The 22650-nt window shown below is 50.1% G+C and carries 38 protein-coding genes; 36 read left to right on the top strand and 2 right to left on the bottom strand.

What is annotated here, in order from left to right; all coding sequences use genetic code 11:
- The first annotated feature begins 26 nt into the window (after window positions 1-26).
- The 35 genes from rplB to ACTVDO_RS13480 all read left to right on the top strand — a co-directional run bounded on the left by rplB (window position 27) and on the right by ACTVDO_RS13480 (window position 20028).
- Complete coding sequence (rplB, locus tag ACTVDO_RS13310) at window positions 27-857, top strand: 50S ribosomal protein L2 (protein WP_020958362.1); 831 nt, start codon at window positions 27-29, stop codon at window positions 855-857.
- A 33-nt stretch (window positions 858-890) separates the two neighbouring features.
- Complete coding sequence (rpsS, locus tag ACTVDO_RS13315) at window positions 891-1169, top strand: 30S ribosomal protein S19 (RefSeq protein WP_003247570.1); 279 nt, start codon at window positions 891-893, stop codon at window positions 1167-1169.
- A gap of 19 nt (window positions 1170-1188) precedes the next feature.
- A complete protein-coding gene (rplV, locus tag ACTVDO_RS13320; RefSeq protein ID WP_020958363.1) occupies window positions 1189-1530 on the top strand; it encodes a 50S ribosomal protein L22 in 342 nt (113 codons plus the stop codon).
- Window positions 1531-1533: 3 nt separating this feature from the next.
- Window positions 1534-2190: a 30S ribosomal protein S3 gene (gene rpsC / locus ACTVDO_RS13325; protein ID WP_020958364.1), complete on the top strand. Its 657-nt coding sequence runs from the start codon at window positions 1534-1536 to the stop codon at window positions 2188-2190.
- Between the two features lie 2 nt (window positions 2191-2192).
- Window positions 2193-2618, top strand: coding sequence for a 50S ribosomal protein L16 (rplP, locus tag ACTVDO_RS13330; RefSeq protein WP_011229627.1), 426 nt, complete (start codon window positions 2193-2195; stop codon window positions 2616-2618).
- On the top strand, window positions 2618-2818 hold the full coding sequence (gene rpmC, locus ACTVDO_RS13335) for a 50S ribosomal protein L29 (protein WP_020958365.1): 201 nt from the start codon (window positions 2618-2620) through the stop codon (window positions 2816-2818). Before rplP ends, rpmC begins: the two co-directional genes overlap by 1 nt.
- A 22-nt stretch (window positions 2819-2840) precedes the next feature.
- On the top strand, window positions 2841-3104 hold the full coding sequence (rpsQ, locus tag ACTVDO_RS13340) for a 30S ribosomal protein S17 (protein ID WP_020958366.1): 264 nt from the start codon (window positions 2841-2843) through the stop codon (window positions 3102-3104).
- 49 nt (window positions 3105-3153) lie between these two features.
- Entirely contained in the window at window positions 3154-3522 is a 369-nt protein-coding gene (gene rplN / locus ACTVDO_RS13345; RefSeq protein ID WP_020958367.1) for a 50S ribosomal protein L14, read from the top strand.
- Window positions 3523-3558: 36 nt separating this feature from the next.
- Entirely contained in the window at window positions 3559-3870 is a 312-nt protein-coding gene (gene rplX, locus ACTVDO_RS13350; RefSeq protein WP_020958368.1) for a 50S ribosomal protein L24, read from the top strand.
- Between the two features lie 27 nt (window positions 3871-3897).
- Window positions 3898-4437, top strand: coding sequence for a 50S ribosomal protein L5 (gene rplE, locus ACTVDO_RS13355; protein ID WP_020958369.1), 540 nt, complete (start codon window positions 3898-3900; stop codon window positions 4435-4437).
- Window positions 4438-4466: 29 nt separating this feature from the next.
- Window positions 4467-4652: a type Z 30S ribosomal protein S14 gene (locus ACTVDO_RS13360; protein ID WP_003247599.1), complete on the top strand. Its 186-nt coding sequence runs from the start codon at window positions 4467-4469 to the stop codon at window positions 4650-4652.
- Between the two features lie 33 nt (window positions 4653-4685).
- Complete coding sequence (gene rpsH, locus ACTVDO_RS13365; RefSeq protein WP_020958370.1) at window positions 4686-5084, top strand: 30S ribosomal protein S8; 399 nt, start codon at window positions 4686-4688, stop codon at window positions 5082-5084.
- Between the two features lie 32 nt (window positions 5085-5116).
- Window positions 5117-5653, top strand: coding sequence for a 50S ribosomal protein L6 (gene rplF / locus ACTVDO_RS13370; RefSeq protein WP_020958371.1), 537 nt, complete (start codon window positions 5117-5119; stop codon window positions 5651-5653).
- A gap of 33 nt (window positions 5654-5686) precedes the next feature.
- On the top strand, window positions 5687-6049 hold the full coding sequence (gene rplR, locus ACTVDO_RS13375; RefSeq protein WP_442901693.1) for a 50S ribosomal protein L18: 363 nt from the start codon (window positions 5687-5689) through the stop codon (window positions 6047-6049).
- Between the two features lie 19 nt (window positions 6050-6068).
- Window positions 6069-6569, top strand: a complete 501-nt coding sequence (gene rpsE / locus ACTVDO_RS13380) for a 30S ribosomal protein S5 (RefSeq protein ID WP_020958373.1) — start codon at window positions 6069-6071, stop codon at window positions 6567-6569.
- Between the two features lie 13 nt (window positions 6570-6582).
- On the top strand, window positions 6583-6771 hold the full coding sequence (rpmD, locus tag ACTVDO_RS13385; RefSeq protein WP_020958374.1) for a 50S ribosomal protein L30: 189 nt from the start codon (window positions 6583-6585) through the stop codon (window positions 6769-6771).
- 25 nt (window positions 6772-6796) lie between these two features.
- Window positions 6797-7237: a 50S ribosomal protein L15 gene (gene rplO / locus ACTVDO_RS13390; RefSeq protein WP_020958375.1), complete on the top strand. Its 441-nt coding sequence runs from the start codon at window positions 6797-6799 to the stop codon at window positions 7235-7237.
- Window positions 7237-8529, top strand: a complete 1293-nt coding sequence (gene secY, locus ACTVDO_RS13395) for a preprotein translocase subunit SecY (protein WP_020958376.1) — start codon at window positions 7237-7239, stop codon at window positions 8527-8529. Before rplO ends, secY begins: the two co-directional genes overlap by 1 nt.
- 43 nt (window positions 8530-8572) lie before the next feature.
- A complete protein-coding gene (locus ACTVDO_RS13400; protein WP_020958377.1) occupies window positions 8573-9226 on the top strand; it encodes an adenylate kinase in 654 nt (217 codons plus the stop codon).
- Complete coding sequence (gene map, locus ACTVDO_RS13405) at window positions 9223-9963, top strand: type I methionyl aminopeptidase (protein WP_020958378.1); 741 nt, start codon at window positions 9223-9225, stop codon at window positions 9961-9963. The genes ACTVDO_RS13400 and map overlap by 4 nt, the downstream gene beginning before the upstream one ends.
- A 207-nt stretch (window positions 9964-10170) precedes the next feature.
- Complete coding sequence (infA, locus tag ACTVDO_RS13410) at window positions 10171-10389, top strand: translation initiation factor IF-1 (RefSeq protein WP_008881922.1); 219 nt, start codon at window positions 10171-10173, stop codon at window positions 10387-10389.
- Window positions 10390-10423: 34 nt separating this feature from the next.
- A complete protein-coding gene (gene rpmJ / locus ACTVDO_RS13415) occupies window positions 10424-10537 on the top strand; it encodes a 50S ribosomal protein L36 (protein ID WP_003247619.1) in 114 nt (37 codons plus the stop codon).
- A 21-nt stretch (window positions 10538-10558) separates the two neighbouring features.
- Entirely contained in the window at window positions 10559-10924 is a 366-nt protein-coding gene (gene rpsM, locus ACTVDO_RS13420; RefSeq protein ID WP_020958379.1) for a 30S ribosomal protein S13, read from the top strand.
- 25 nt (window positions 10925-10949) lie between these two features.
- Complete coding sequence (gene rpsK, locus ACTVDO_RS13425; protein WP_008881919.1) at window positions 10950-11339, top strand: 30S ribosomal protein S11; 390 nt, start codon at window positions 10950-10952, stop codon at window positions 11337-11339.
- Between the two features lie 171 nt (window positions 11340-11510).
- A complete protein-coding gene (locus tag ACTVDO_RS13430) occupies window positions 11511-12455 on the top strand; it encodes a DNA-directed RNA polymerase subunit alpha (RefSeq protein WP_020958380.1) in 945 nt (314 codons plus the stop codon).
- Window positions 12456-12567: 112 nt separating this feature from the next.
- Window positions 12568-12930, top strand: coding sequence for a 50S ribosomal protein L17 (rplQ, locus tag ACTVDO_RS13435; protein WP_020958381.1), 363 nt, complete (start codon window positions 12568-12570; stop codon window positions 12928-12930).
- A gap of 118 nt (window positions 12931-13048) precedes the next feature.
- Window positions 13049-13888, top strand: coding sequence for an energy-coupling factor ABC transporter ATP-binding protein (locus tag ACTVDO_RS13440; RefSeq protein ID WP_442901694.1), 840 nt, complete (start codon window positions 13049-13051; stop codon window positions 13886-13888).
- Window positions 13864-14736: an energy-coupling factor ABC transporter ATP-binding protein gene (locus ACTVDO_RS13445; RefSeq protein ID WP_020958383.1), complete on the top strand. Its 873-nt coding sequence runs from the start codon at window positions 13864-13866 to the stop codon at window positions 14734-14736. Before ACTVDO_RS13440 ends, ACTVDO_RS13445 begins: the two co-directional genes overlap by 25 nt.
- Window positions 14729-15526, top strand: coding sequence for an energy-coupling factor transporter transmembrane component T family protein (locus ACTVDO_RS13450; RefSeq protein ID WP_020958384.1), 798 nt, complete (start codon window positions 14729-14731; stop codon window positions 15524-15526). Before ACTVDO_RS13445 ends, ACTVDO_RS13450 begins: the two co-directional genes overlap by 8 nt.
- Before the next feature lie 12 nt (window positions 15527-15538).
- Window positions 15539-16300 (top strand): tRNA pseudouridine(38-40) synthase TruA, encoded by a 762-nt coding sequence (gene truA, locus ACTVDO_RS13455; RefSeq protein WP_020958385.1) that lies wholly within the window; start codon window positions 15539-15541, stop codon window positions 16298-16300.
- 331 nt (window positions 16301-16631) lie between these two features.
- Window positions 16632-17069: a 50S ribosomal protein L13 gene (gene rplM, locus ACTVDO_RS13460; RefSeq protein WP_020958387.1), complete on the top strand. Its 438-nt coding sequence runs from the start codon at window positions 16632-16634 to the stop codon at window positions 17067-17069.
- A 22-nt stretch (window positions 17070-17091) separates the two neighbouring features.
- Window positions 17092-17484 (top strand): 30S ribosomal protein S9, encoded by a 393-nt coding sequence (gene rpsI, locus ACTVDO_RS13465; protein ID WP_020958388.1) that lies wholly within the window; start codon window positions 17092-17094, stop codon window positions 17482-17484.
- A gap of 123 nt (window positions 17485-17607) precedes the next feature.
- A complete protein-coding gene (locus ACTVDO_RS13470) occupies window positions 17608-18048 on the top strand; it encodes a YbaK family protein (protein WP_020958389.1) in 441 nt (146 codons plus the stop codon).
- Window positions 18049-18114: 66 nt separating this feature from the next.
- Window positions 18115-18831 carry an N-acetylmuramoyl-L-alanine amidase CwlD gene (gene cwlD / locus ACTVDO_RS13475; protein ID WP_020958390.1) on the top strand — a complete coding sequence of 239 codons (717 nt, stop codon included), beginning with the start codon at window positions 18115-18117 and terminating at the stop codon, window positions 18829-18831.
- A gap of 180 nt (window positions 18832-19011) precedes the next feature.
- The gene (locus ACTVDO_RS13480; protein ID WP_020958391.1) at window positions 19012-20028 is read left to right on the top strand and encodes an Mrp/NBP35 family ATP-binding protein; all 1017 of its coding nucleotides are present in this window, start codon (window positions 19012-19014) and stop codon (window positions 20026-20028) included.
- Between the two features lie 103 nt (window positions 20029-20131).
- Here ACTVDO_RS13480 and gerD read toward each other — a convergent pair whose 3' ends face one another.
- The gene (gene gerD / locus ACTVDO_RS13485; protein WP_020958392.1) at window positions 20132-20764 is read right to left on the bottom strand and encodes a spore germination lipoprotein GerD; all 633 of its coding nucleotides are present in this window, start codon (window positions 20762-20764) and stop codon (window positions 20132-20134) included.
- A 154-nt stretch (window positions 20765-20918) separates the two neighbouring features.
- On the opposite strand from gerD, the gene ACTVDO_RS13490 reads away from it, so the two are divergent.
- On the top strand, window positions 20919-21518 hold the full coding sequence (locus ACTVDO_RS13490; RefSeq protein WP_023817414.1) for a KinB-signaling pathway activation protein: 600 nt from the start codon (window positions 20919-20921) through the stop codon (window positions 21516-21518).
- Between the two features lie 242 nt (window positions 21519-21760).
- On the opposite strand, the gene pdaB is transcribed toward ACTVDO_RS13490, so the two are convergent.
- Window positions 21761-22516 carry a polysaccharide deacetylase family sporulation protein PdaB gene (pdaB, locus tag ACTVDO_RS13495; RefSeq protein ID WP_020958394.1) on the bottom strand — a complete coding sequence of 252 codons (756 nt, stop codon included), beginning with the start codon at window positions 22514-22516 and terminating at the stop codon, window positions 21761-21763.
- Window positions 22517-22650: the final 134 nt, after the last annotated feature.

A 22650-nucleotide genomic window follows, 5' to 3' on the forward strand; every position in this document is an offset into this window, starting at 1 on the left:
ACTAAACGCGAAGGAGGGACATTACGATGGCGATTAAAAAGTATAAACCGACATCGAACGGCCGTCGTGGCATGACGGTGCTTGATTTCTCGGAAATTACGACGGATCAGCCGGAAAAATCGTTGCTTGCTCCGTTAAAGAAAAAAGCAGGCCGCAACAATCAAGGGAAAATTACGGTTCGCCATCAAGGCGGTGGCCATAAACGCCAATACCGGATTATCGATTTTAAGCGCGACAAAGACGGAATTCCTGGACGCGTTGCTACGATTGAATACGATCCGAACCGTTCGGCGAACATCGCGCTCATCAACTATGCAGACGGGGAGAAACGTTACATTCTCGCACCGAAAAACTTGAAAGTCGGCATGGAAATCATGTCGGGTCCGGATGCAGACATTAAAGTCGGCAATGCACTGCCGCTCGAAAACATTCCAGTCGGTACGCTCGTCCATAACATTGAGCTAAAACCGGGCCGTGGCGGACAATTAGTGCGTGCAGCCGGCACATCAGCACAAGTGCTCGGGAAAGAGGGCAAATACGTTATCATCCGCCTCGCTTCTGGTGAAGTGCGCATGATTTTAGGAAAATGCCGTGCAACAGTCGGCGAAGTTGGCAATGAGCAACACGAACTTGTGAATGTTGGGAAAGCAGGACGTGCTCGCTGGTTAGGCATCCGTCCAACGGTTCGCGGTTCGGTTATGAACCCGGTTGACCACCCGCACGGTGGTGGGGAAGGGAAAGCGCCAATCGGGCGTAAGTCACCGATGACACCTTGGGGCAAACCGACGCTCGGATACAAAACACGCAAAAAGAAAAACAAATCGGATAAATTCATCGTCCGTCGCCGCAAAAAGTAATGAACGAGCGCAATTAAGAAGGGAGGTTCACTTATGGGTCGCAGCTTGAAAAAAGGTCCGTTTTGTGATGAACATTTGATGAAAAAAATTGAAAAGCTCAATGAAACTGGGCAAAAACAAGTGATTAAAACATGGTCTCGCCGTTCGACGATCTTCCCGCAGTTTGTCGGTCATACGATCGCCGTATATGATGGCCGCAAACATGTACCGGTATATATTACAGAAGACATGGTCGGGCACAAATTGGGTGAATTTGCGCCGACGCGCACGTTCCGCGGCCATGCCGGCGATGACAAGAAAACAAAACGGTAATGAGAGGAGGTTCTGAAACATGCAAGCTAAAGCTATTGCGAGAACCGTTCGCATCGCTCCTCGTAAAGCACGCTTAGTCATTGATTTGATCCGCGGGAAAGAAGTCGGCGAAGCGTTCGCGATTTTACGTCATACGCCGAAAGCCGCTTCCCCGATCATTGAAAAAGTATTGAAATCGGCTGTTGCCAACGCTGAACATAACTACGACATGGACATTAACAACTTGGTCGTTTCCCAGGCGTACGTAGACGAAGGTCCGACGCTCAAACGTTTCCGTCCGCGTGCGATGGGCCGGGCAAGCGCCATTAATAAACGCACAAGCCATATTACAATCGTCGTTTCAGAAAAGAAGGAGGGATAATTCGTGGGTCAAAAGGTCAACCCGATCGGTCTGCGCATCGGCATCATTCGTGACTGGGAATCGAGATGGTATGCGGAAAAAGACTATGCAGATCTGTTGCACGAAGACTTAAAAGTGCGCGAATACATTAACAAACGCCTTCAAGACGCGGCCGTTTCCCATGTGGAAATTGAACGTGCAGCCAACCGTGTCAATGTGACGATCCATACGGCGAAACCGGGCATGGTCATCGGGAAAGGCGGCTCGGAAGTTGAAGCGCTCCGCAAAGCGCTCGCGCAATTAACCGGCAAGCGTGTCCATATTAACATCGTCGAAATTAAAAAACCGGATTTGGACGCGAAACTTGTTGCCGAAAACATCGCTCGTCAGTTGGAAAACCGCGTTTCGTTCCGCCGTGCGCAAAAACAAGCGATTCAACGTGCGATGCGGGCTGGGGCGAAAGGGATTAAAACGATGGTTTCCGGCCGTTTGGGCGGTGCCGATATTGCTCGTTCGGAACATTACAGCGAGGGGACGGTTCCACTCCATACGCTGCGCGCTGACATTGACTATGCGACGGCAGAAGCGGATACAACGTACGGAAAAATCGGCGTGAAAGTATGGATTTACCGTGGGGAAGTCCTTCCGACAAAGAAAAAGGCTGAGGAAGGAGGAAAATAATCATGTTAATGCCAAAACGCGTCAAATATCGCCGTGAACATCGCGGGCGGATGAAAGGCCGCGCGAAAGGCGGTACGGAAGTTCATTTCGGTGAATTCGGATTGCAAGCATTAGAATCGGCTTGGATTACGAACCGGCAAATTGAGGCAGCCCGTCGGGCGATGACCCGTTACATGAGACGGGGCGGGAAAGTATGGATTCGCATTTTCCCATCCAAGCCGTATACAGCCAAACCGCTTGAAGTGCGGATGGGTTCCGGTAAAGGGGCGCCGGAAGGTTGGGTCGCGGTTGTCAAACCAGGCAAAGTAATGTTTGAAGTGGGCGGTGTTTCCGAGGAAGTGGCACGTGAAGCGTTGCGTTTGGCTTCTCACAAACTTCCGATCAAATGCAAATTTGTAAAACGTGAAGAAACTGGTGGTGAAGCGTAATGAAAGCGAAAGAAATCCGTGATTTGACCACTGCCGAAATCGAGCAAAAAATTCAAGCGTTGAAGGAAGAGCTGTTCAACCTTCGCTTCCAGCTGGCGACAGGCCAACTGGAAAACACGGCGCGCATCCGCCAAGTGCGCAAGGACATCGCCCGTATGAAAACGATCATTCGCGAACGCGAGCTTGCTGCCAATAAATAATGTTTGAGAGGAGGTTTGCGGAATGAGCGAACGCAATCAACGCAAAGTGTACGTCGGACGGGTCGTATCGGACAAAATGGACAAAACGATTACCGTTTTAGTTGAAACGTACAAAAAACATCCGTTATACGGCAAACGCGTCAAATACTCGAAAAAATATAAAGCACATGATGAACAAAATATTGCCAAAGTCGGCGACATCGTTAAAATTATGGAAACTCGCCCACTGTCGGCAACGAAACGTTTCCGTTTAGTAGAAGTCGTCGAAAAGGCTGTTGTTCTATAATCGTTCTTTACTTAGTTCGGGGAGATAATTCCGAAAGGAGGTTTCGTCGATGATTCAACAAGAATCTCGCTTAAAAGTAGCTGATAACTCTGGCGCACGCGAAGTGCTTGTCATTAAAGTGCTCGGAGGTTCGGGCCGCCGTTACGCGAACATCGGCGATGTCGTTGTCGCTACGGTTAAAGATGCGACGCCAGGTGGCGTTGTTAAAAAAGGTCAAGTTGTGAAAGCAGTCGTCGTCCGCACGAAACGCGGGGTGCGCCGTTCGGACGGTTCGTACATCCGTTTTGACGAAAACGCCTGCGTCATCATCCGTGATGACAAAAGCCCGCGCGGTACGCGGATTTTTGGACCGGTTGCCCGCGAATTGCGCGAGAAAGATTTTATGAAAATCATTTCTTTAGCTCCGGAAGTTATTTAATGGAACGGAATCACGTTTCAAGGAGGTGCGAATGCGATGCATGTAAAAAAAGGTGATAAAGTGCAAGTAATCTCCGGCAAAGACAAAGGCAAACAAGGCGTCATCCTGGCGGCATTTCCAAAGAAAAACCGCGTCATCGTCGAAGGCGTCAACATCGTGAAAAAGCACGCGAAACCGTCGCAAGCGAATCCACAAGGCGGCATTATTGAAAAAGAAGCGCCAATCCACGTTTCCAAAGTGATGCCGTTAGACCCGAAAACGGGTGCGCCAACACGCATCGGCTACAAAGTGATTGACGGCAAAAAGGTGCGCTATGCGAAAAAATCCGGAGAGATTTTAGATAAATAACCGTGACGCAGGAAAGGAGGTACTTTTATGAACCGCCTAAAAGAGAAGTATGTAAACGAAGTCGTGCCTGCTCTCATGAGCAAGTTCAACTATAAATCGATCATGCAAGTGCCAAAAATCGAAAAGGTCGTCATTAACATGGGTGTCGGCGACGCGGTACAAAACCCGAAAGCATTAGACAGCGCCGTCGAAGAACTCACATTGATCGCGGGTCAACGACCGGTTGTGACGCGCGCGAAAAAATCGATTGCCGGCTTCCGTCTCCGCCAAGGAATGCCGATTGGTGCGAAAGTCACATTGCGCGGCGAACGGATGTATGAATTTCTTGACAAATTGATCTCGGTCTCGCTTCCGCGTGTGCGTGACTTCCGCGGGGTATCGAAAAAAGCGTTTGACGGGCGCGGTAACTATACGCTCGGCATTAAAGAGCAGCTCATTTTCCCAGAGATCGACTACGATAAAGTGAACAAAGTGCGCGGCATGGATATCGTGATCGTCACGACGGCCAACACGGACGAAGAAGCGCGTGAACTGTTAACGTTGCTCGGCATGCCATTCCAAAAATAATGATCCCATAACGCAAGGGAGGCGAAATCGTGGCTAAAAAATCGATGATCGCGAAACAAAAACGGACGCCGAAGTTTAAAGTAAGAGCGTACACCCGCTGCGAGCGCTGCGGCCGCCCGCATTCGGTTTATCGCAAATTTAAACTTTGCCGTATTTGTTTCCGTGAACTCGCATATAAAGGTCAACTTCCAGGCATTAAAAAAGCCAGCTGGTAATCAACCCATTGATTGGGAAGGAGGTAAAACAAAATGGTGATGACAGATCCAATTGCTGATATGCTTACTCGCATCCGCAATGCGAACATGGTGCGTCACGAAAAACTCGAAGTACCGGCTTCGAAAATCAAGCGGGAAATCGCCGAAATTTTAAAGCGCGAAGGGTTTATTCGTGATGTAGAATATATCGAAGACAACAAGCAAGGTATTCTCCGCATTTTCTTGAAATACGGTCCGAACAACGAACGCGTCATTACCGGACTGAAACGCATCAGCAAACCGGGGCTGCGCGTCTATGTCAAAGCCCATGAAGTGCCGCGCGTCTTAAACGGCTTAGGGATCGCCATTCTCTCGACGTCACAAGGCATTTTAACAGACAAAGAAGCACGGCAAAAAGGCACGGGCGGCGAAGTAGTCGCTTACGTTTGGTAATTTATCCGCTCAAGAATGGAGGTGTGTTTGACATGTCACGTGTCGGCAAAAAACCAATTGAAATTCCTGCCGGTGTCACCGTTACTGTGAACGGCAATACCGTTACGGTCAAAGGACCGAAAGGGGAATTAACCCGTACGTTCCACCCGGATATTATGATCAATATTGAAGACAATGTGATTACGGTTGCGCGCCCGAGTGATGAAAAGCAACACCGCGCGCTCCATGGTACGACGCGCAGCTTGCTTGCTAACATGGTCGAGGGCGTCTCAAAAGGCTATGAAAAAGGACTCGAGTTGGTTGGTGTCGGTTACCGTGCATCGAAACAAGGGAAAAAGCTTGTCTTGAGCGTCGGTTACTCCCATCCGGTAGAAATTGAGCCGGAAGAAGGACTCGAAATCGAAGTGCCTGCAGCAACGAAAGTCATCGTCAAAGGGGCAGACAAACAACGCGTCGGCGAACTGGCAGCCAACATTCGTGCCGTACGTCCACCGGAGCCGTATAAAGGCAAAGGGATTCGTTACGAAGGTGAGCTTGTACGACGGAAAGAAGGAAAAACTGGTAAATAACGCGGCATAGCGAAGCGAAAGGAGTGACATTCGATGATTACAAAAGCTGACCGAAATGCGGTCCGTAGAAAAAGACACGCGCGCATCCGCAAAAAAATTGTCGGCACGACTGAACGTCCGCGGTTGAGCGTGTTCCGTTCAAACAAACATATTTATGCGCAAATTATTGATGATACGAAATCAGCAACGATTGTCAGCGCCTCAACATTGGATAAAGAGTTCGGCTTGGATTCCACGAACAACATTGATGCGGCGAAAAAAGTAGGCGAGCTTGTCGCGCAACGGGCGTTGGAAAAAGGCATTAAACAAGTCGTGTTCGACCGTGGCGGTTATTTGTATCATGGACGGGTGAAAGCATTGGCTGATGCCGCCCGTGAAGCCGGCTTGGAATTCTAATTAAAAAGGAGGGACAACGATGCGTCGTATCGATCCAAATAAACTTGAATTAGAAGAGCGTGTAGTCGCGGTAAACCGTGTAACAAAAGTCGTCAAAGGCGGACGTCGCCTGCGCTTTTCGGCTCTCGTCGTCGTCGGCGATAAAAATGGTCATGTCGGATTTGGCACAGGGAAAGCGCAAGAAGTTCCGGAAGCGATCCGTAAAGCGATTGAAGATGCAAAGAAAAACTTAATGGAAGTGCCGATCGTGGGCACGACAATTCCTCATGAAGTGATCGGTCATTTCGGTGCGGGACAAATCATCTTAAAACCGGCTTCTGAAGGTACCGGGGTGATCGCCGGTGGTCCGGCCCGTGCTGTATTAGAACTGGCGGGCATCAGCGACATTTTGTCGAAATCGATCGGCTCGAACACGCCAATCAATATGGTGCGCGCAACGTTCGATGGATTAAAACAATTAAAACGCGCCGAAGACGTAGCAAAATTGCGCGGCAAAACAGTCGAGGAACTGTTAGGATAAGGAGGGAACGATCATGGCAAAAAAATTGGCGATTACCCTCACGCGCAGCGTGATTGGCCGTCCGGAAGATCAGCGCATTACCGTCAAAACACTCGGCTTGCGGAAAATGCACCAAACGGTTGTTCATCATGACAACCCTGCCATCCGCGGGATGATCAACAAAGTCGCTCACCTTGTGAAAGTAAAAGAAATTGAAGAATAATGAGATCATAAGGAGGTGCTTCGCCATGAAACTTCATGAATTGCAACCAGCGCCGGGTTCACGGAAAAAAGCTGTCCGTGTCGGCCGTGGGATCGGTTCGGGGAACGGCAAAACGTCCGGCCGTGGTCATAAAGGTCAAAAAGCCCGCTCCGGCGGAGGAGTTCGCCTTGGTTTTGAAGGGGGCCAAACACCTTTATTCCGTCGTTTGCCGAAACGTGGATTCACGAACATCAACCGGAAAGAATATGCAGTGGTCAACTTAGATAAACTGAACGTATTCGAAGATGGCACGGAAGTTACACCGGAATTGTTGCTTGAAACAGGTGTAATCAGCAAGCTGAAGTCGGGTGTGAAAATTTTAGGCAAAGGCCAAATCGAGAAAAAATTAACGGTTAAAGCGCATAAATTCTCGGCATCGGCGAAAGAGGCCATTGAGGCGGCTGGCGGTAAAACTGAGGTGATTTAATGTTTCGGACAATCTCCAACTTTATGCGCGTCAGTGATATTCGAAACAAAATCATTTTCACTCTTCTTATGCTAATTGTGTTCCGCATCGGAACATTCATCCCTGTTCCGAGCGTGAACACTGATGTGCTCAAACTGCAAGATGAATTGAATGCGTTCGGCGTCCTGAACATTTTTGGCGGCGGGGCGCTGCAAAACTTTTCAATTTTTGCCATGGGGGTTATGCCCTACATTACGGCATCGATTATCGTCCAGCTATTGCAAATGGACGTCGTTCCAAAATTCACGGAATGGTCAAAGCAAGGTGAGATGGGCCGACGTAAATTAGCTCAGTTTACCCGCTATTTTACGATTGTGCTTGGGTTTATCCAAGCGCTCGGCATGTCGTACGGCTTCAACAACTTGGCCGGCGGGATGCTCATTCAAAATCCGGGCATTGGCACATATTTGCTGATCGCGGTTGTTTTGACCGCTGGCACAGCCTTTTTAATGTGGCTCGGTGAACAGATCACCGCCAAAGGCGTCGGGAACGGCATCTCGATCATTATTTTTGCAGGGATCGTCTCCGGTATTCCGACGATTTTGAATCAAATTTATGCTCAGCAATTTGAAAATGTCGGGGAAGATTTGTTTTTGCGCATCGTCCGGCTGTTGCTCGTAGCGCTGGCAGTTGTTGCCGTTATTGTTGGCGTCATCTACATTCAGCAGGCGTTCCGGAAAATTCCGATTCAATATGCCAAGCGGCTTGAAGGCCGAAACCCGGTCGGTGGCCATTCGACTCATTTGCCGCTTAAAGTGAATCCAGCCGGGGTCATTCCGGTCATTTTTGCCGTATCATTTTTGATTGCACCACCGACGATTGCATCGTTTTTTGGTACGAATGACGTAACATTGTGGATTCGCCGAACGTTTGACTATACTCATCCGGTTGGCATGACGATCTATGTCGTGCTTATTATCGCGTTTACGTACTTTTACGCGTTTGTTCAAGTCAACCCGGAGCAGATGGCGGAAAATTTGAAAAAGCAAGGCGGGTACATCCCGGGCATTCGTCCAGGGAAAAACACTCAGGAGTACGTAACGAGAATTTTATACCGATTGACGCTGGTCGGTTCGGTCTTTTTAGCGGTCATTGCCGTGCTGCCGGTGTTTTTCGTGAACTTTGCGAACTTGCCACCTTCCGCACAAATCGGCGGTACGAGCTTGCTCATCGTTGTCGGTGTGGCCCTTGAAACGATGAAGCAGCTTGAAAGCCAGCTGGTAAAACGCCATTACCGAGGATTCATCAAATAAAGAGGGCAAGAGTGGCACCTCTTGCTAGTAGGGGGAGTATAGGATGAATTTAGTGCTGATGGGGCTGCCAGGTGCCGGCAAAGGCACGCAAGCCGAAAAAATCGTCGAAACCTATGGAATTCCGCACATCTCAACCGGGGATATGTTTCGGGCTGCGATGAAAGAAGGGACCCCGCTAGGGTTGCAGGCGAAACAGTATATGGATCGCGGCGACCTTGTTCCGGATGAGGTAACGATTGGCATCGTCCGTGAACGGCTGAGCAAAGACGATTGCCAAAATGGCTTTTTGCTTGACGGATTCCCGCGTACGGTCGCTCAAGCGGAGGCGTTGGAAACAATGCTGGCTGAAATTGGCCGCAAGCTCGACTATGTCATCCATATCGATGTTCGCCAAGACGTACTAATGGAGCGTCTCACAGGCAGACGAATTTGCCGCAATTGCGGGGCGACATACCATCTTGTTTTTCACCCGCCGGCCCAACCGGGGGTATGCGACAAATGCGGGGGCGAGCTGTATCAGCGCGCTGATGATAACGAAGCGACAGTTGCGAACCGTCTTGAGGTCAATACAAAACAAATGAAGCCGTTGCTTGACTTCTACGAGCAAAAAGGCTACTTGCGCCACATTAATGGCGAGCAAGAAATGGAAAAAGTGTTCGCTGATATTTGTGAATTGCTCGGGGGACTTGCCCGATGATCATTTATAAAACCGCGCATGAAATTTCTCTTATGCGCGAGGCGGGAAAAATCGTTTCTCTTACCTTGGAAGAGTTGAAAAAGCATATTCGCCCCGGGGTAACGACAAAGGAACTGGACGCCATCGCGGAGGAAATGATTCGTTCCCGTGGCGCCATTCCGTCGTTTAAAGGCTATCAAGGGTTTCCGGGAAGCATTTGCGCCTCGGTAAATGAGGAACTCGTGCACGGGATTCCTGGTGATCGCATGCTGCGCGAAGGCGACATTATTACGGTCGATGTAGGCGCCCAGTACGAAGGCTACCATGCCGACTCGGCTTGGACGTATCCGGTTGGGGAGATTGACGCCGAGACAAGGCGGCTGCTTGACGTGACGGAACAATCGTTGTATGTTGGGCTTGCAGAGGCGAAGCCAGGTGCCCGTTTGACGAACATTTCCCATGCGATTCAAACGTACGTCGAAGCACACCATTTTTCCGTCGTTCGTGAGTATGTCGGGCACGGAATTGGTCAACACTTACATGAAGACCCACAAATCCCGCATTATGGTCCACCGAATAAAGGGCCGATTTTGCGGCCGGGGATGACGCTATGCATCGAGCCGATGGTCAATGCCGGCAGCCGTTATGTGAAAACATTGGCTGACGATTGGACCGTCGTCACGGTGGACGGAAAACGGTGTGCCCATTTTGAACATACGATTGTGATCACGGAACAAGGTTATGACATTTTAACGTGAACGGATGCAGACAGTGCAGCCTCTGGGCGTCGGGGCAGATCGGCAAGCCCTTTTTCAGCGTTTGTGATTGCCCAGGCCGCTCAGCCGATTCGGCGATCAAGGCGGCCGGTTATCAACCTTCCCGATCACTGTGGACATCGTCCACCTTATGTCCGTTCGGTTTTGCGTAACACAATGTTACCCATTCGAAGGAGGGAGAGCCGCTCGATGGCTAAAGACGATGTAATTGAAGTGGAAGGAACCGTCATTGAAACATTGCCAAATGCGATGTTTCGTGTAGAATTAGAAAATGGGCATACCGTGTTGGCCCATGTATCCGGCAAAATCCGCATGCACTTCATTCGCATTTTGCCTGGCGATAAAGTGACGGTGGAATTGTCGCCGTATGATTTAACGCGTGGACGGATTACGTATCGGTATAAATAAAGAATGCACTCCGTTTAATAGGGAGGTAAATAACATGAAAGTGAGACCATCTGTTAAACCGATTTGCGAAAAATGCAAAGTTATTCGCAGACGCGGCAAAGTCATGGTCATTTGTGAAAATCCAAAACATAAACAACGTCAAGGGTAATTTCCAAGGAGGTGTACAACGATGGCACGTATTGCAGGTGTCGACATTCCGCGCGATAAACGGGTAGTCATTTCATTAACATACATTTATGGGATCGGTAAACCGACGGCGCAAAAAATCTTAGAAGAAGCAGGCGTATCGGAGGACACGCGCGTTCGTGACTTAACGGAAGAAGAATTGGGCCGCATTCGCGAAATCGTTGGCCGTTTAAAAGTAGAGGGCGATTTGCGCCGTGAAGTATCGCTCAATATTAAACGGTTAATGGAAATCGGCTGCTATCGCGGTCTCCGTCATCGCCGCGGGTTGCCGGTTCGCGGTCAAAACACGAAAAACAACGCCCGCACACGTAAAGGTCCGCGCCGTACGGTAGCAAACAAGAAAAAATAATCACGCAAAGGAGGTCATTTGACGAATGGCACGTAGAACAAATACTCGCAAACGCCGGGTAAGAAAAAATATTGATACAGGCATCGCCCATATTCGTTCGACTTTCAACAACACGATCGTCACGATTACGGACGTTCATGGCAACGCCATTGCTTGGTCGAGCGCTGGCGCATTAGGGTTCAAAGGTTCGCGCAAATCGACGCCGTTTGCGGCGCAAATGGCAGCGGAAGCAGCAGCGAAAGCGTCGATGGAACATGGCATGAAAACGGTCGAAGTGAACGTGAAAGGTCCTGGGGCTGGCCGTGAGGCAGCGATTCGGGCATTGCAGGCAGCCGGATTGGAAATTACGGCAATCAAAGACGTCACTCCAATCCCGCACAATGGATGCCGTCCGCCAAAACGTCGCCGCGTGTAACGTCCCTGTATAGAATGTGAACCATTGTCAATAATGGGATATGATAAAGACCTTAACAGGGAAGCCGGCTTCGTCCGCCGGCAAGCGTAGATATAGATTCATGGGGGAATGTTATTAGGCGTGTACCGTTTGGTCGGGGTCTCGACGTTTTGAAGGAGGGTATAATAACCGATGATTGAAATTGAAAAGCCGAAAATTGAAACGGTCGAACTGAGCGAAGATGCCAAATACGGCAAATTCGTGGTCGAACCGCTTGAGCGTGGATATGGTACAACCTTAGGGAACTCCTTACGTCGTATCCTATTGTCTTCACTCCCTGGTGCGGCTGTGACATCGGTGCAAATCGACGGTGTACTGCACGAATTTTCAACGATTGAGGGCGTCGTCGAGGATGTGACAGCCATCATTTTGAATGTTAAAAAGTTAGCATTGAAAATTTACTCGGACGAAGAGAAAACGTTGGAAATCGATGTGCAGGGTGAGGGAGTTGTCACGGCTGCCGATATTACTCATGACAGCGATGTAGAAATTTTAAACCCGGACCTTCATATTGCTACGCTGGCGGAAGGCGGTCGCCTGCGCATACGCATGACCGCGAGACGGGGGCGTGGGTATGTCCCGGCTGAAGCGAACAAGCGCGAAGATCAGCCAATCGGCGTGATTCCGATCGACTCCATTTATACGCCGGTCTCCCGAGTTTCCTATCAAGTCGAGAACACACGGGTCGGTCAGGTGACAGACTATGACAAACTGACGATTGACGTGTGGACCGACGGAAGCATTGGGCCGAAAGAGGCCATTTCCCTTGGGGCGAAAATTTTAACCGAGCACTTAAACATTTTTGTCGGCCTGACGGATGAAGCGCAAAATGCCGAGATCATGGTAGAGAAAGAGGACGACCAAAAAGAAAAAGTGCTCGAAATGACGATCGAGGAACTCGATCTTTCTGTCCGTTCCTACAACTGCTTGAAACGTGCCGGCATTAACACCGTTCAGGAGCTGACGCAAAAAACGGAAGAAGATATGATGAAAGTGCGCAACCTCGGCCGCAAATCGCTGGAAGAAGTGAAGGCGAAATTGGCCGAGTTGGGGCTCAGCCTGCGTAAAGACGATTAAGCGCCAGCCTCCGCTGGCAAAGCGGAAACGCGCTTTAGCCATAGATTTCTTCGGTGTCAACCGATCATGACGGCAATGAGGAACACATTATTTTAAAAGGGAGGGACATTCGATGTCGTACAGAAAATTAGGACGCACGACTTCTCAACGAAAAGCATTGCTTCGCGATTTAACGACAGACTTAATCATCAATGAACGCATCGAAACGACTGAGGCACGGGCAAAAGAATTGCGCTCGGTCATCGAAAAAATGATCACGCTCGGCAAACGCGGCGATTTGCATGCCCGCCGTCAAGCAGCGGCTTTTATTCGCAAGGAAGTCGCCAACAGTGAAACCGGTCAAGACGCGCTGCAAAAGCTGTTCAGCGATATTGCGCCGCGCTACCAAGATCGCCAAGGCGGCTATACGCGCATTATGAAACTTGGTCCTCGCCGCGGAGACGGGGCGCCGATGGTCATTATTGAACTTGTGTAACGGTTTCATTTCAACAAGGGCGAGACAGTTTCGTTTGAACTGGATCTATGCCCTTTTTTTGTTTACTACCCGTTAGCAAGAGACAGTTGAGAACGTGACGAGGCAAGGAGAAACCATTATGGCCGAACCGATCCTTTCGATCGAAGGAGTGTATTTCCGTTATCCGAACCAATCGGAGTATGCGGTGCAAAACGTTAGCTTCCAAGCCGAGCGCGGAGAGTGGTTGGCGATTGTCGGCCATAACGGATCCGGCAAGTCGACCATTGCCCGGCTGCTAATCGGCCTGCTTCAGCCGGAGCGGGGCGCCATTCGCCTGTTCGGGCGCCCCCTCGATGAAACGAATGTTTGGGAGGTACGCCGCCGCGTCGGTATGGTGTTTCAAAATCCGGATAACCAATTTGTAGGGACGACTGTCGCAGACGATATTGCTTTCGCCCTTGAGAACAACGGCATTCCGCGCGATGAAATGGTTGAGCGCATCCGTGAAGCCGTCCGCCAGGTGCATATGGAGCCGTTTCTTGAGCACGAGCCGCACCGGCTTTCCGGCGGGCAAAAGCAGCGCGTGGCCATCGCCGGCATTTTGGCGCTCCGCCCCGATATGATCATTTTGGATGAAGCGACATCGATGCTTGATCCGCGCGGGAGGAAGGAAGTACTCGATACGGTGCGCGGCCTGAACCGCCAACGACGCATCACAGTGGTATCGATCACGCATGATTTGGAAGAGGCGGCGAAAGCAGACCGCATTATTGTCATGAACAAAGGAGAAGTCATGGCAGAAGGGACGCCGGAACACGTTTTCCGGCTTGGAAACAAGCTTGAGCGTATCGGGCTTGACTTGCCGTTTGCTGTAAAAATGGGTAGCCGCTTGCGAGAACAAGGCATCCCGCTTCGGACGGGATACTTCACGACGGAGGAGTTGGTCGAGGAGCTATGGACATTGTATTCGAAAAAGTAGAGCATGTGTACAATGCCCGTTCGCCGTTCGCCCGCCGGGCGCTGTATGATGTGAATGTGGCGATTCGGGACGGGGAGTATGTCGCCATTGTTGGCCATACCGGCTCGGGCAAGTCGACACTCCTTCAGCATTTAAATGGCTTGCTGCAGCCGACAGGCGGCACGGTGAAAATCGGCCAAGAGACGATTACCAGCAGCAAACGGCCGAAGCAGCTCAAACCGTTGCGCAAAAAAGTCGGGATTGTGTTTCAGTTCCCGGAACATCAACTGTTTGAAGAAACGGTCGAGAAAGATATTTGTTTTGGCCCGCTCAATTTCGGTGTGCCCGAGGAAGAAGCGAAACGAAAGGCAAAGGAACTCATCAAGCTCGTCGGACTGAACGAAGATGTGCTCGTCAAATCGCCGTTCGATTTAAGCGGCGGGCAAATGCGGCGCGTCGCCATTGCCGGCGTGCTGGCGCTGGAGCCGGAAGTGATCGTGCTTGATGAACCAACTGCCGGACTCGACCCGCGCGGGCGCAAAGAGATTATGGAGATGTTTTATCGTCTTCATTGCGAAAAACAGCTAACCACCGTGTTGGTCACTCATAGTATGGAAGATGCCGCCCAATACGCTGATCAAATCATCGTGATGCACGAAGGAACAGTATGGGGCCAAGGGACGCCGGAAGACATTTTTTACGATGCCGAGCGGCTTGATGCCATCGGGTTAAGTGTACCGGAAACAGTCAAATTGAAGCAGGAGCTAGAAAGACGGTTTGGCGTCACCATTTCATCGCCATGCCTGACGATCGAACAGACGGTGGACGCCATCCGGCAACTGTTCTCTAAGGTGAGCGTCCATGACTAATCAGTTGATTATCGGGCAATACGTGCCCGGCCATTCGCTGATCCACCGTTTAGACCCACGGGCGAAGCTGCTGATCGTATTTGCCTACGTCCTGATCGTCTTTTTGGCGAACAATGCGGTGACGTATGTGGTGTTATCGTTGTTTACGCTTGCTTTTGCAGCGCTGTCGCGCATCCCGCTTTCGTTCATTATGCGCGGCCTAAAGCCGATTTTATGGGTTGTGTTGTTTACGTTGTTATTGCATGTATTGATGACGAAAGAAGGGGATGTCCTCTACCGGATTGGCGCGCTGTCCATTTATGAAGGCGGCATTCGGCAAGGAATCTTTATTTCCATACGGTTTTTGCTGCTTGTGCTCATGACAACGATGCTGACACTGACGACAACGCCGATTGAAGTGACTGATGGCGTCGAAAGCTTGCTTGGGCCGCTTAAAAAAATGCGTGTGCCCGTCCATGAACTCGCCTTAATGATGGCGATTTCGCTTCGCTTCATCCCGACACTTATGGAAGAGACAGAAAAAATTATGAAAGCGCAGGCAGCGCGCGGCGTTGATTTTTCCGGCGGCCGTTTTTCTGAACGGGTGAAAGCGATCGTTTCGCTGCTCGTACCGCTGTTTATTAGTTCGTTCAAACGGGCCGATGAGCTGGCGACGGCGATGGAAGCGCGCGGCTACCGCGGTGGAGAAGGGCGAACAAAATTCCGGCAGCTCGCCTGGAAGCCGTTGGACACGGCATTTTTAGCCGCGACCGCGCTGTTGGCTGCATTGCTCTTTTTATTACGCTCGTAGCGGAGGACCGCCATGACACGACGGATGAAATGCGTAGTAGCGTATGATGGCACGCAGTTTTCCGGCTATCAAGTTCAGCCGGGAAAACGGACGGTGCAAGGCGAGTTTGAGGGAGTGCTTAAACGGATGCATAAAGGGAATGACGTGCGCATCGCGGCTTCCGGGAGGACGGACGCCGGCGTTCACGCCTACGGGCAAGTCATTCATTTCGATACGCCGCTTTCTCTTTCTCCTGAGCAGTGGAAAAAGGCGTTAAACGCCCAGCTTCCGGATGATATCGCCGTCCGTTCGGTAGACGAGACAGACAGCACGTTTCACGCCCGTTTTTCCGCCAAAGCGAAAGAGTACCGCTATAACGTCTGGACCGCCGCCGAGCGCGACGTGTTCCGCCGCCATTATTGCGCATGGTATCCGTACCCGCTCCATGTAGAGGCCATGAACGAGGCGGTCGGCTTGTTCAAAGGGACACACGATTTTACGAGCTTTTGTTCGGCCAAAACGGTAATCGAAGACCGCGTGCGTACCATTTACCAAGCCGAAATTGAAGCAGATGGCCCGATGCTTCAGTTTCGTTTTGTCGGCAACGGCTTTTTGTACAATATGGTGCGCATCATCGTCGGCACGGTACTTGAAATCGGGCAAGGAAAACGGCCTCCGGCTGACATCGAGGCATTGCTTGCAGCGAAAGACCGGCGGCTTGCCGGCCCAACCGCACCGGCCGAAGGGCTGTATTTATGGCGTGTGTACTATGACCACGAAAATTTTCCGTTATGAGCTGAGGGATGCCGAAATTAGCCAAAAGCTCCTTATCTCGAGAGGATGGGCGCTGCCTGTCGTTCCCAATGGGAAGGAAGCCGAATGTCCTCGTGAGATGGGGAAACCTTATTTGGCGCGCACTGCCCCCGAAGGAGAAACGGGCCCCTTCCACTTGGATAAGTGGGGGTTCCATGACAACGAATCCTCGTGTAACATTTTCTTGACATTGGCGCGTCGTCAAGCTATCATATCATATGGCATGTATTTTCCACGATTAGCCCCGGACAGCAATCGTGTTGAAATAAACAACCAACTTACTCGTTCATTTTTTGTTTAGGAGGGAACTACATTGCGTACGACTTACATGGCGAAACCGAATGAAGTAGAGCGTAAATGGTACGTTGTCGACGCAGCTGGCAAAACGTTGGGACGTTTAGCTAGCGAAGTAGCGGCGCTGTTGCGCGGCAAACATAAACCGACGTTCACTCCGCATGTCGACTGCGGGGATCATGTGATCGTCATCAATGCTGATAAGGTTGAACTGACTGGGAAAAAACTAACGAAAAAGCTGTATTATCGCCATAGCCTGCACCCGGGCGGTTTGAAAGTCAGAACAGCGCTCGAAATGCGCACGAACTATCCGGAACAAATGATTGAACGGGCAGTGCGCGGCATGCTTCCAAAAGGCAGCCTTGGCCGCCAAATGTTCAAAAAACTGCACGTTTATCGCGGAAGCGAACATCCGCATCAAGCGCAAAAACCGGAAGCATACGAACTTCGTGGATAATTGACAAGGGAGGGTATTTATTTTGGCACAAGTACAATATTACGGTACAGGTCGTCGCAAAAGCTCGGTGGCTCGCGTCCGCCTCGTCCCGGGCGATGGACGCATCATCGTCAATAAACAAGACATTCGTGAATACATTCCGTCGGAAGCGCTCATTGAAATGGTCAAACAGCCGCTCGTCTTAACGGAAACGCTCGGCAGTTATGACGTTTTAGTGAACGTCCAAGGCGGCGGATTTGCCGGCCAAGCGGGTGCCATTCGCCACGGTATTGCCCGCGCGCTGCTTGAAGTGGATCCGGAATTCCGTGCGGTATTGAAGCGCGCTGGCCTGCTGACGCGTGATGCCCGTGTGAAAGAGCGGAAAAAATACGGGCTCAAAGGCGCTCGCCGCGCTCCGCAGTTCTCGAAACGCTAACCTATATGTGCCTATTTCGACCCAGCCAATTTGGCTGGGTTTTTTGCTTATTTCTGCCTTTGCCCAACGCGCATGTTTGTGTTTGATCGTTAAACACTACATCGTAAAGGAGCGTGAAACACGATGGCAGTCATTACTTCATTAGCGGAAAAAAGGCAGGAAAAGCAGCTTCGCTATGAGCGGAAAATGTTGCGGGAATTGTCGCTCGAGAAACTGCGGGCCAAAGTGTTGGAACATTTTGTCCCTTTCTACCATACGTATCGGATTTTCCCGTCTGTTGTCGAGGAAGGCTGTATTGACCTGGCTATTGAAGCGTACTTGCTCGGTGCCCATTACAGCCGGTTCGGCTATTATGGGGAACCGGCCGACAGCGTGCGTCGACGTTGCGTTCAAGAGGAGAAATATTTGGTTGACACGCTGTTTGACTTTCTCTGCTTTTGGGGCAATATTGACGACGATTTACTCAGCCAGTCGCTCTATTATGCCTGTGAGCAATATATCGGCGGTTGGTGGACCGAAGGATTTGAACGGGGAAAAAAACGGCGCCGTCTAAAACTTCACTAAATGAGTTCTATTCCCGCACCTTGTCCCATATAAGATAGAGAAGGGAAACGCGCGGGGGGAGAAACGATGAAAAAAAAGTGGAAGTGGCTTGTCGCCTTTGTTGCGACTGCCATGGCGGGGGTTTTGTTATTCCCATCTTTATTTTCCGATCTCACATCGACAAAACCGTGGAACCTTCCACTGTCCGGGAGAATTATCGTACTAGACCCCGGCCATGGCGGGCCGGACGGCGGAGCTGTCGGCGGCGAGGTGCTGGAAAAGGAGATCGCTCTCAACGTGGCGAAAAAGCTGCGCGACTACCTGCAGCAGCAAGGAGCGCTCGTCCTGATGACACGGGAGACGGACCGCGATTTGGCAAGTCCGTCAACACGCGGCTACAGCCGACGGAAAACAGAGGACTTGCATGAACGAACAGCATTCATTAATGAGTCCAATGCCGATCTATTCATCAGCATTCATTTAAATGCCATTCCATCCCCACGCTGGCGGGGAGCGCAGACGTTTTACTACGGTTCGTTCATTGAAAATGAACGGTTGGCGAAATTTATCCAAGCCGAGCTGCGGCGCAACTTGGAAAACACCCATCGGGTGGCGAAAATGATCGATACGGTCTATTTGCTGAAATACGCGAAAAAGCCCGGTGCGCTTGTTGAGGTCGGGTTTTTATCGAACCCAGACGAGCGGGAATTGCTCGCCTCTGACCATTACCAGACGCAACTCGCTGCTTCAATTTACAAAGGAGTGTTGCGTTACTTTTCCAACGAACACACGCCTCGCGAATAGCGGGGTTTTTTTGTGGGGGGCGGCGGCAGCGGTAACGAAACATGGTTCGCCAAAGGGAAACGGGAATCTCCACTGCCGTTGAGTAAATGGGGGAAAGCCGAAGATGGCGGTTTCCCAGCAGTTTATGGTATAGTAAATATATAGAAACAGTCATTGATTTGAAAAAGGTTGGTGAATACGATGCTGACGGAAAACGAAGTGCGAGCCATTCTTGAAAAGATGGAAGATCCATTTTTAAACAAAACGTTTAAGGAAACGAACGCCATTCAAGAAATTAAAATCAAGGAAGAAAAAAATCATGTCAGCGTAAAAATCGCGCTCGCCAAAACCGGCACGCCTGACCAGCTCCGCGTACAAACGGCGATCGTCCAGCAACTGAAAGAGGCAGGCGCCGCCTCTGTCGGACTGCGGTTTGCCGAACTGCCGCGGGAAGTCGTTGAGGAATATAGCGAGAACAAACAAGGAACGACGTATATCGCCATTGCCAGCGGCAAGGGAGGGGTCGGGAAATCGACCGTCTCTGTCAATTTGGCGGTCGCGCTCGCCCGGCTCGGTAAAAAAGTCGGGTTAATCGACGCCGATATTTACGGATTTAGCGTACCGGACATGATGGGAATCACCGAGCGCCCGACAGTAAGGGGCGATAAGATCATACCGGTTGAACGGTTTGGGGTAAAAGTCATTTCGATGGCCTTTTTCGTCGAGGACAATGCCCCGGTTATTTGGCGCGGCCCGATGCTTGGAAAAATGCTCAACAACTTTTTTAAAGAAGTCGAATGGGGCGATTTAGACTACCTGTTGCTTGACTTGCCTCCAGGCACCGGCGACGTCGCGTTGGACGTACATACGATGCTGCCGTCGTGCAAAGAAATTATTGTTACAACCCCACACCCAACTGCCGCGTTTGTCGCTGCCCGCGCTGGAGCCATGGCGCTGCGTACCGAGCATGAGATTATCGGTGTAATCGAAAATATGTCATATTATGAAAGCCGGAAAACAGGCGAGAGGGAATATGTCTTTGGCAAGGGCGGTGGAGAAAAGCTGGCAAAAGAACTGCAAACAGAGCTGTTAGGACAGCTACCGCTTCAGCAACCGGATTGGAATGACGACGATTTTGCCCCGTCCGTTTATGCCGAGGATCACCCGATTGGGAGCATTTATATGGATATCGCCCGCAAAATAGCCGCTAAATATTGATCGTCCGAATGAAAAAGGTGTCCGATGGCGCTGAACTGCACCGAGTGATTCGTTCCTAATGAACACTTGCGGTTTAGTTCAGCATACGGACACCGTTTTCGCTTTATGATCCCCCGCCTCCTTGTTGGTTGCCGCCACCTTCCTCTCCTTCTCCTCCTTCTTCCCCTCCTCCTTCTCCTTGTTTTCCTCCACCTTGTTGGAGCGTTTCTGCCGCTTTGGTCAACATATCCTGAATTTTTGCTTGATACAACGGACTATTTAACGTTTCTGTAATCACCTTTTGCAAATGTTGACGGAACTCCTTGCTTTTTAATACATCGACCATCGCCTGTTCCACTTCAGGATCTTTTAGGATGTCGATCATCATTCCTTGATATTCAGGATCTTTCATGAGCGCCTTCATCATTTTTTCGTGTTCTTTTTGCAATCCTTTTGCGAAGCTTTCAGCGAATTTTGGATCTTTTAGCGCATTTTCCCAAAATTTCTTCCCTTGATCAGACGTCAACACTTGTTGCAATGTCTCTTTTACAGCCGCTTGATCCATGATCAGCTGCTGCTTCATTTGGTCTTCCGACATAATATCTTGAATCGCCTTTTTCCCCTCGTCCGTTTTTAAAATGTCAACGACCATTTTTTTTGTTTGTTCGTAATCCGGAGGAGGAGGGCTGATTTCTTGAGGAGCACAAGAACTAAGAACGAGAAAGCTGAGCAAGAGGAGCGGTATGCACTTGTTCATAAAATTGGGCTCCTTTCTGCAAAAATCCCTCACCTTTAATATGAATGTTGACGAAAAAAATATGCATTTGACCGAATGGAAGCTGGCTTTTTCAGGAGGGCACTGGTAAAATGTTAAGCGGATTATGATGAAATGATGGAGGATGAAGCAAACTGTGAACAGCCGCAAATGGGTGCGCTTATTTTTGACTACACTGCTGATCGGGGGAGTTACTGCAGCAGCTGTCGGTATGGTTTTGAACTGGAAACAATTTGGACATCTTCTTCTGCGTTTGGAGATTGTTGAATTGATGGCCGTGTTGCTATGGCATATTGGCGTTGGCTTCATTTTTAGTGTCATTAGCCAGGCAGGGTTTTTTGCGTATTTGACTGTTCACCGCTTCGGACTTGGCATTTTCCGCTCGCTATGGAGCGCGGTGCAACTTGTCCTGATTCTGTTTGTACTATTTGATTTAGTGTACTTTCGTTACATGGCGTTTGCAGCAGCGGGGGAGTCGATCATCCCGTATATATTGATCGCTTTGTTTGTTTTGGCGGTCGGGTTGGCCGCTGCCTATGCTAAGAGTGTGCAAACGAATAAAGGAGCGTTCATCCCGTCTTTATTCTTTATGGTCGTTGTAACAGTCGTGGAATGGTTCCCTGTTTTGCGTATTAATGACCAAGATTGGTTATATTTGATGTTGATCACACTATTAGTATGCAATTCATACCAGCTCCTTATACTGCATAAGTTGACAGGCGGCACGAAACAATAAGCGGAAGTAAGGTGCCGCCTGTTCTTTTTTATTATCGTGCGCAGAGAAGGCCTTGCTTGTTGGCGCAGGCGTGGACGCGAAAGCGTTTAGCCTAGTGGGGACCCTCCATTCCAAAGCGGACGAAAGTGGGGAGAATACCTTCGGGGTATGGACATCCTCTTGCGCCCGCTGGCGGCGTGACCGCGCCGCATCCGGAGGAGGGTTCCGCCTTTTGGGGGTGATGCAAAGCTCGCCTTCTGGCTTTAGTCAATCCCCTTGCTTTCAGCTCCACCGTTTGCCAATAGTTCAGAAAGACTGGCGTTTTTATACCCGTTTTCTTTCATCGCCGCAATAATTTCCGGCAACGCTTTTGCGGTTTGTTTCGCCGAATCAGAAGCGTGAAGGAGTACGATATCGCCTGGCTCTAAATCATTGGTGACGTTTGCGACAATTTGCTCTGTCCCGGGGTTCAGCCAATCTTTTGAGTCGATGCTCCAATGTACGACCGTATAGCCGAGAGACTCCGCAATTTTTAGTACGTTTTGGTTAAAGTTCCCCCCTGGGGGGCGCAATAGTTCGACATTCTTAATCCCCAGTGTGTCAAATACTTTTTCCGCCATCATTAAATCCTGACGGATTTTGGCGTTCTCAAGTTCTGTGTAGTTGACAAAATTATACCCCATGCTGCCGATTTCATGTCCTTCCTGTTTGATCCGTTTCACAACAGCCGGATGGCGTTCGGCCCAGGAAGCTGATAAAAAAAAGGTCGCATTTTTAATCCCATGCTGTTTTAAGACATCTAAAATTTTGTCTGCATTCTCATCTCCCCAGCTAATGTCAAATGTCAACGCCACCTCATCACGGTTATTGTCCACCTTATATACCGCCTTTGGACCGGAAGGGAGCGACAAAACCGGACGGTTCATTTCATAGGCGTACAGAACGACAGCGGTAAAAAAGGCGGAACAAATAATAATGAGAGCTTTTTTCAGCGCCCGCCCGTTCAGCGCATAAAACATGGCGTCCATCCTCCCTCTAGAAATGTTGATATATCAAGGCTTTTCGGCCTCTCAGGGGTGCCGAAAAAATATTTTTCGACAAAATCCCTTACATCCTTTTTCAATTTTGTGGATATCTTACAGACCTAGGGTGC

The organism is Geobacillus sp. BK01 (genome assembly GCF_052220245.1).
Classification (GTDB): domain Bacteria; phylum Bacillota; class Bacilli; order Bacillales; family Anoxybacillaceae; genus Geobacillus.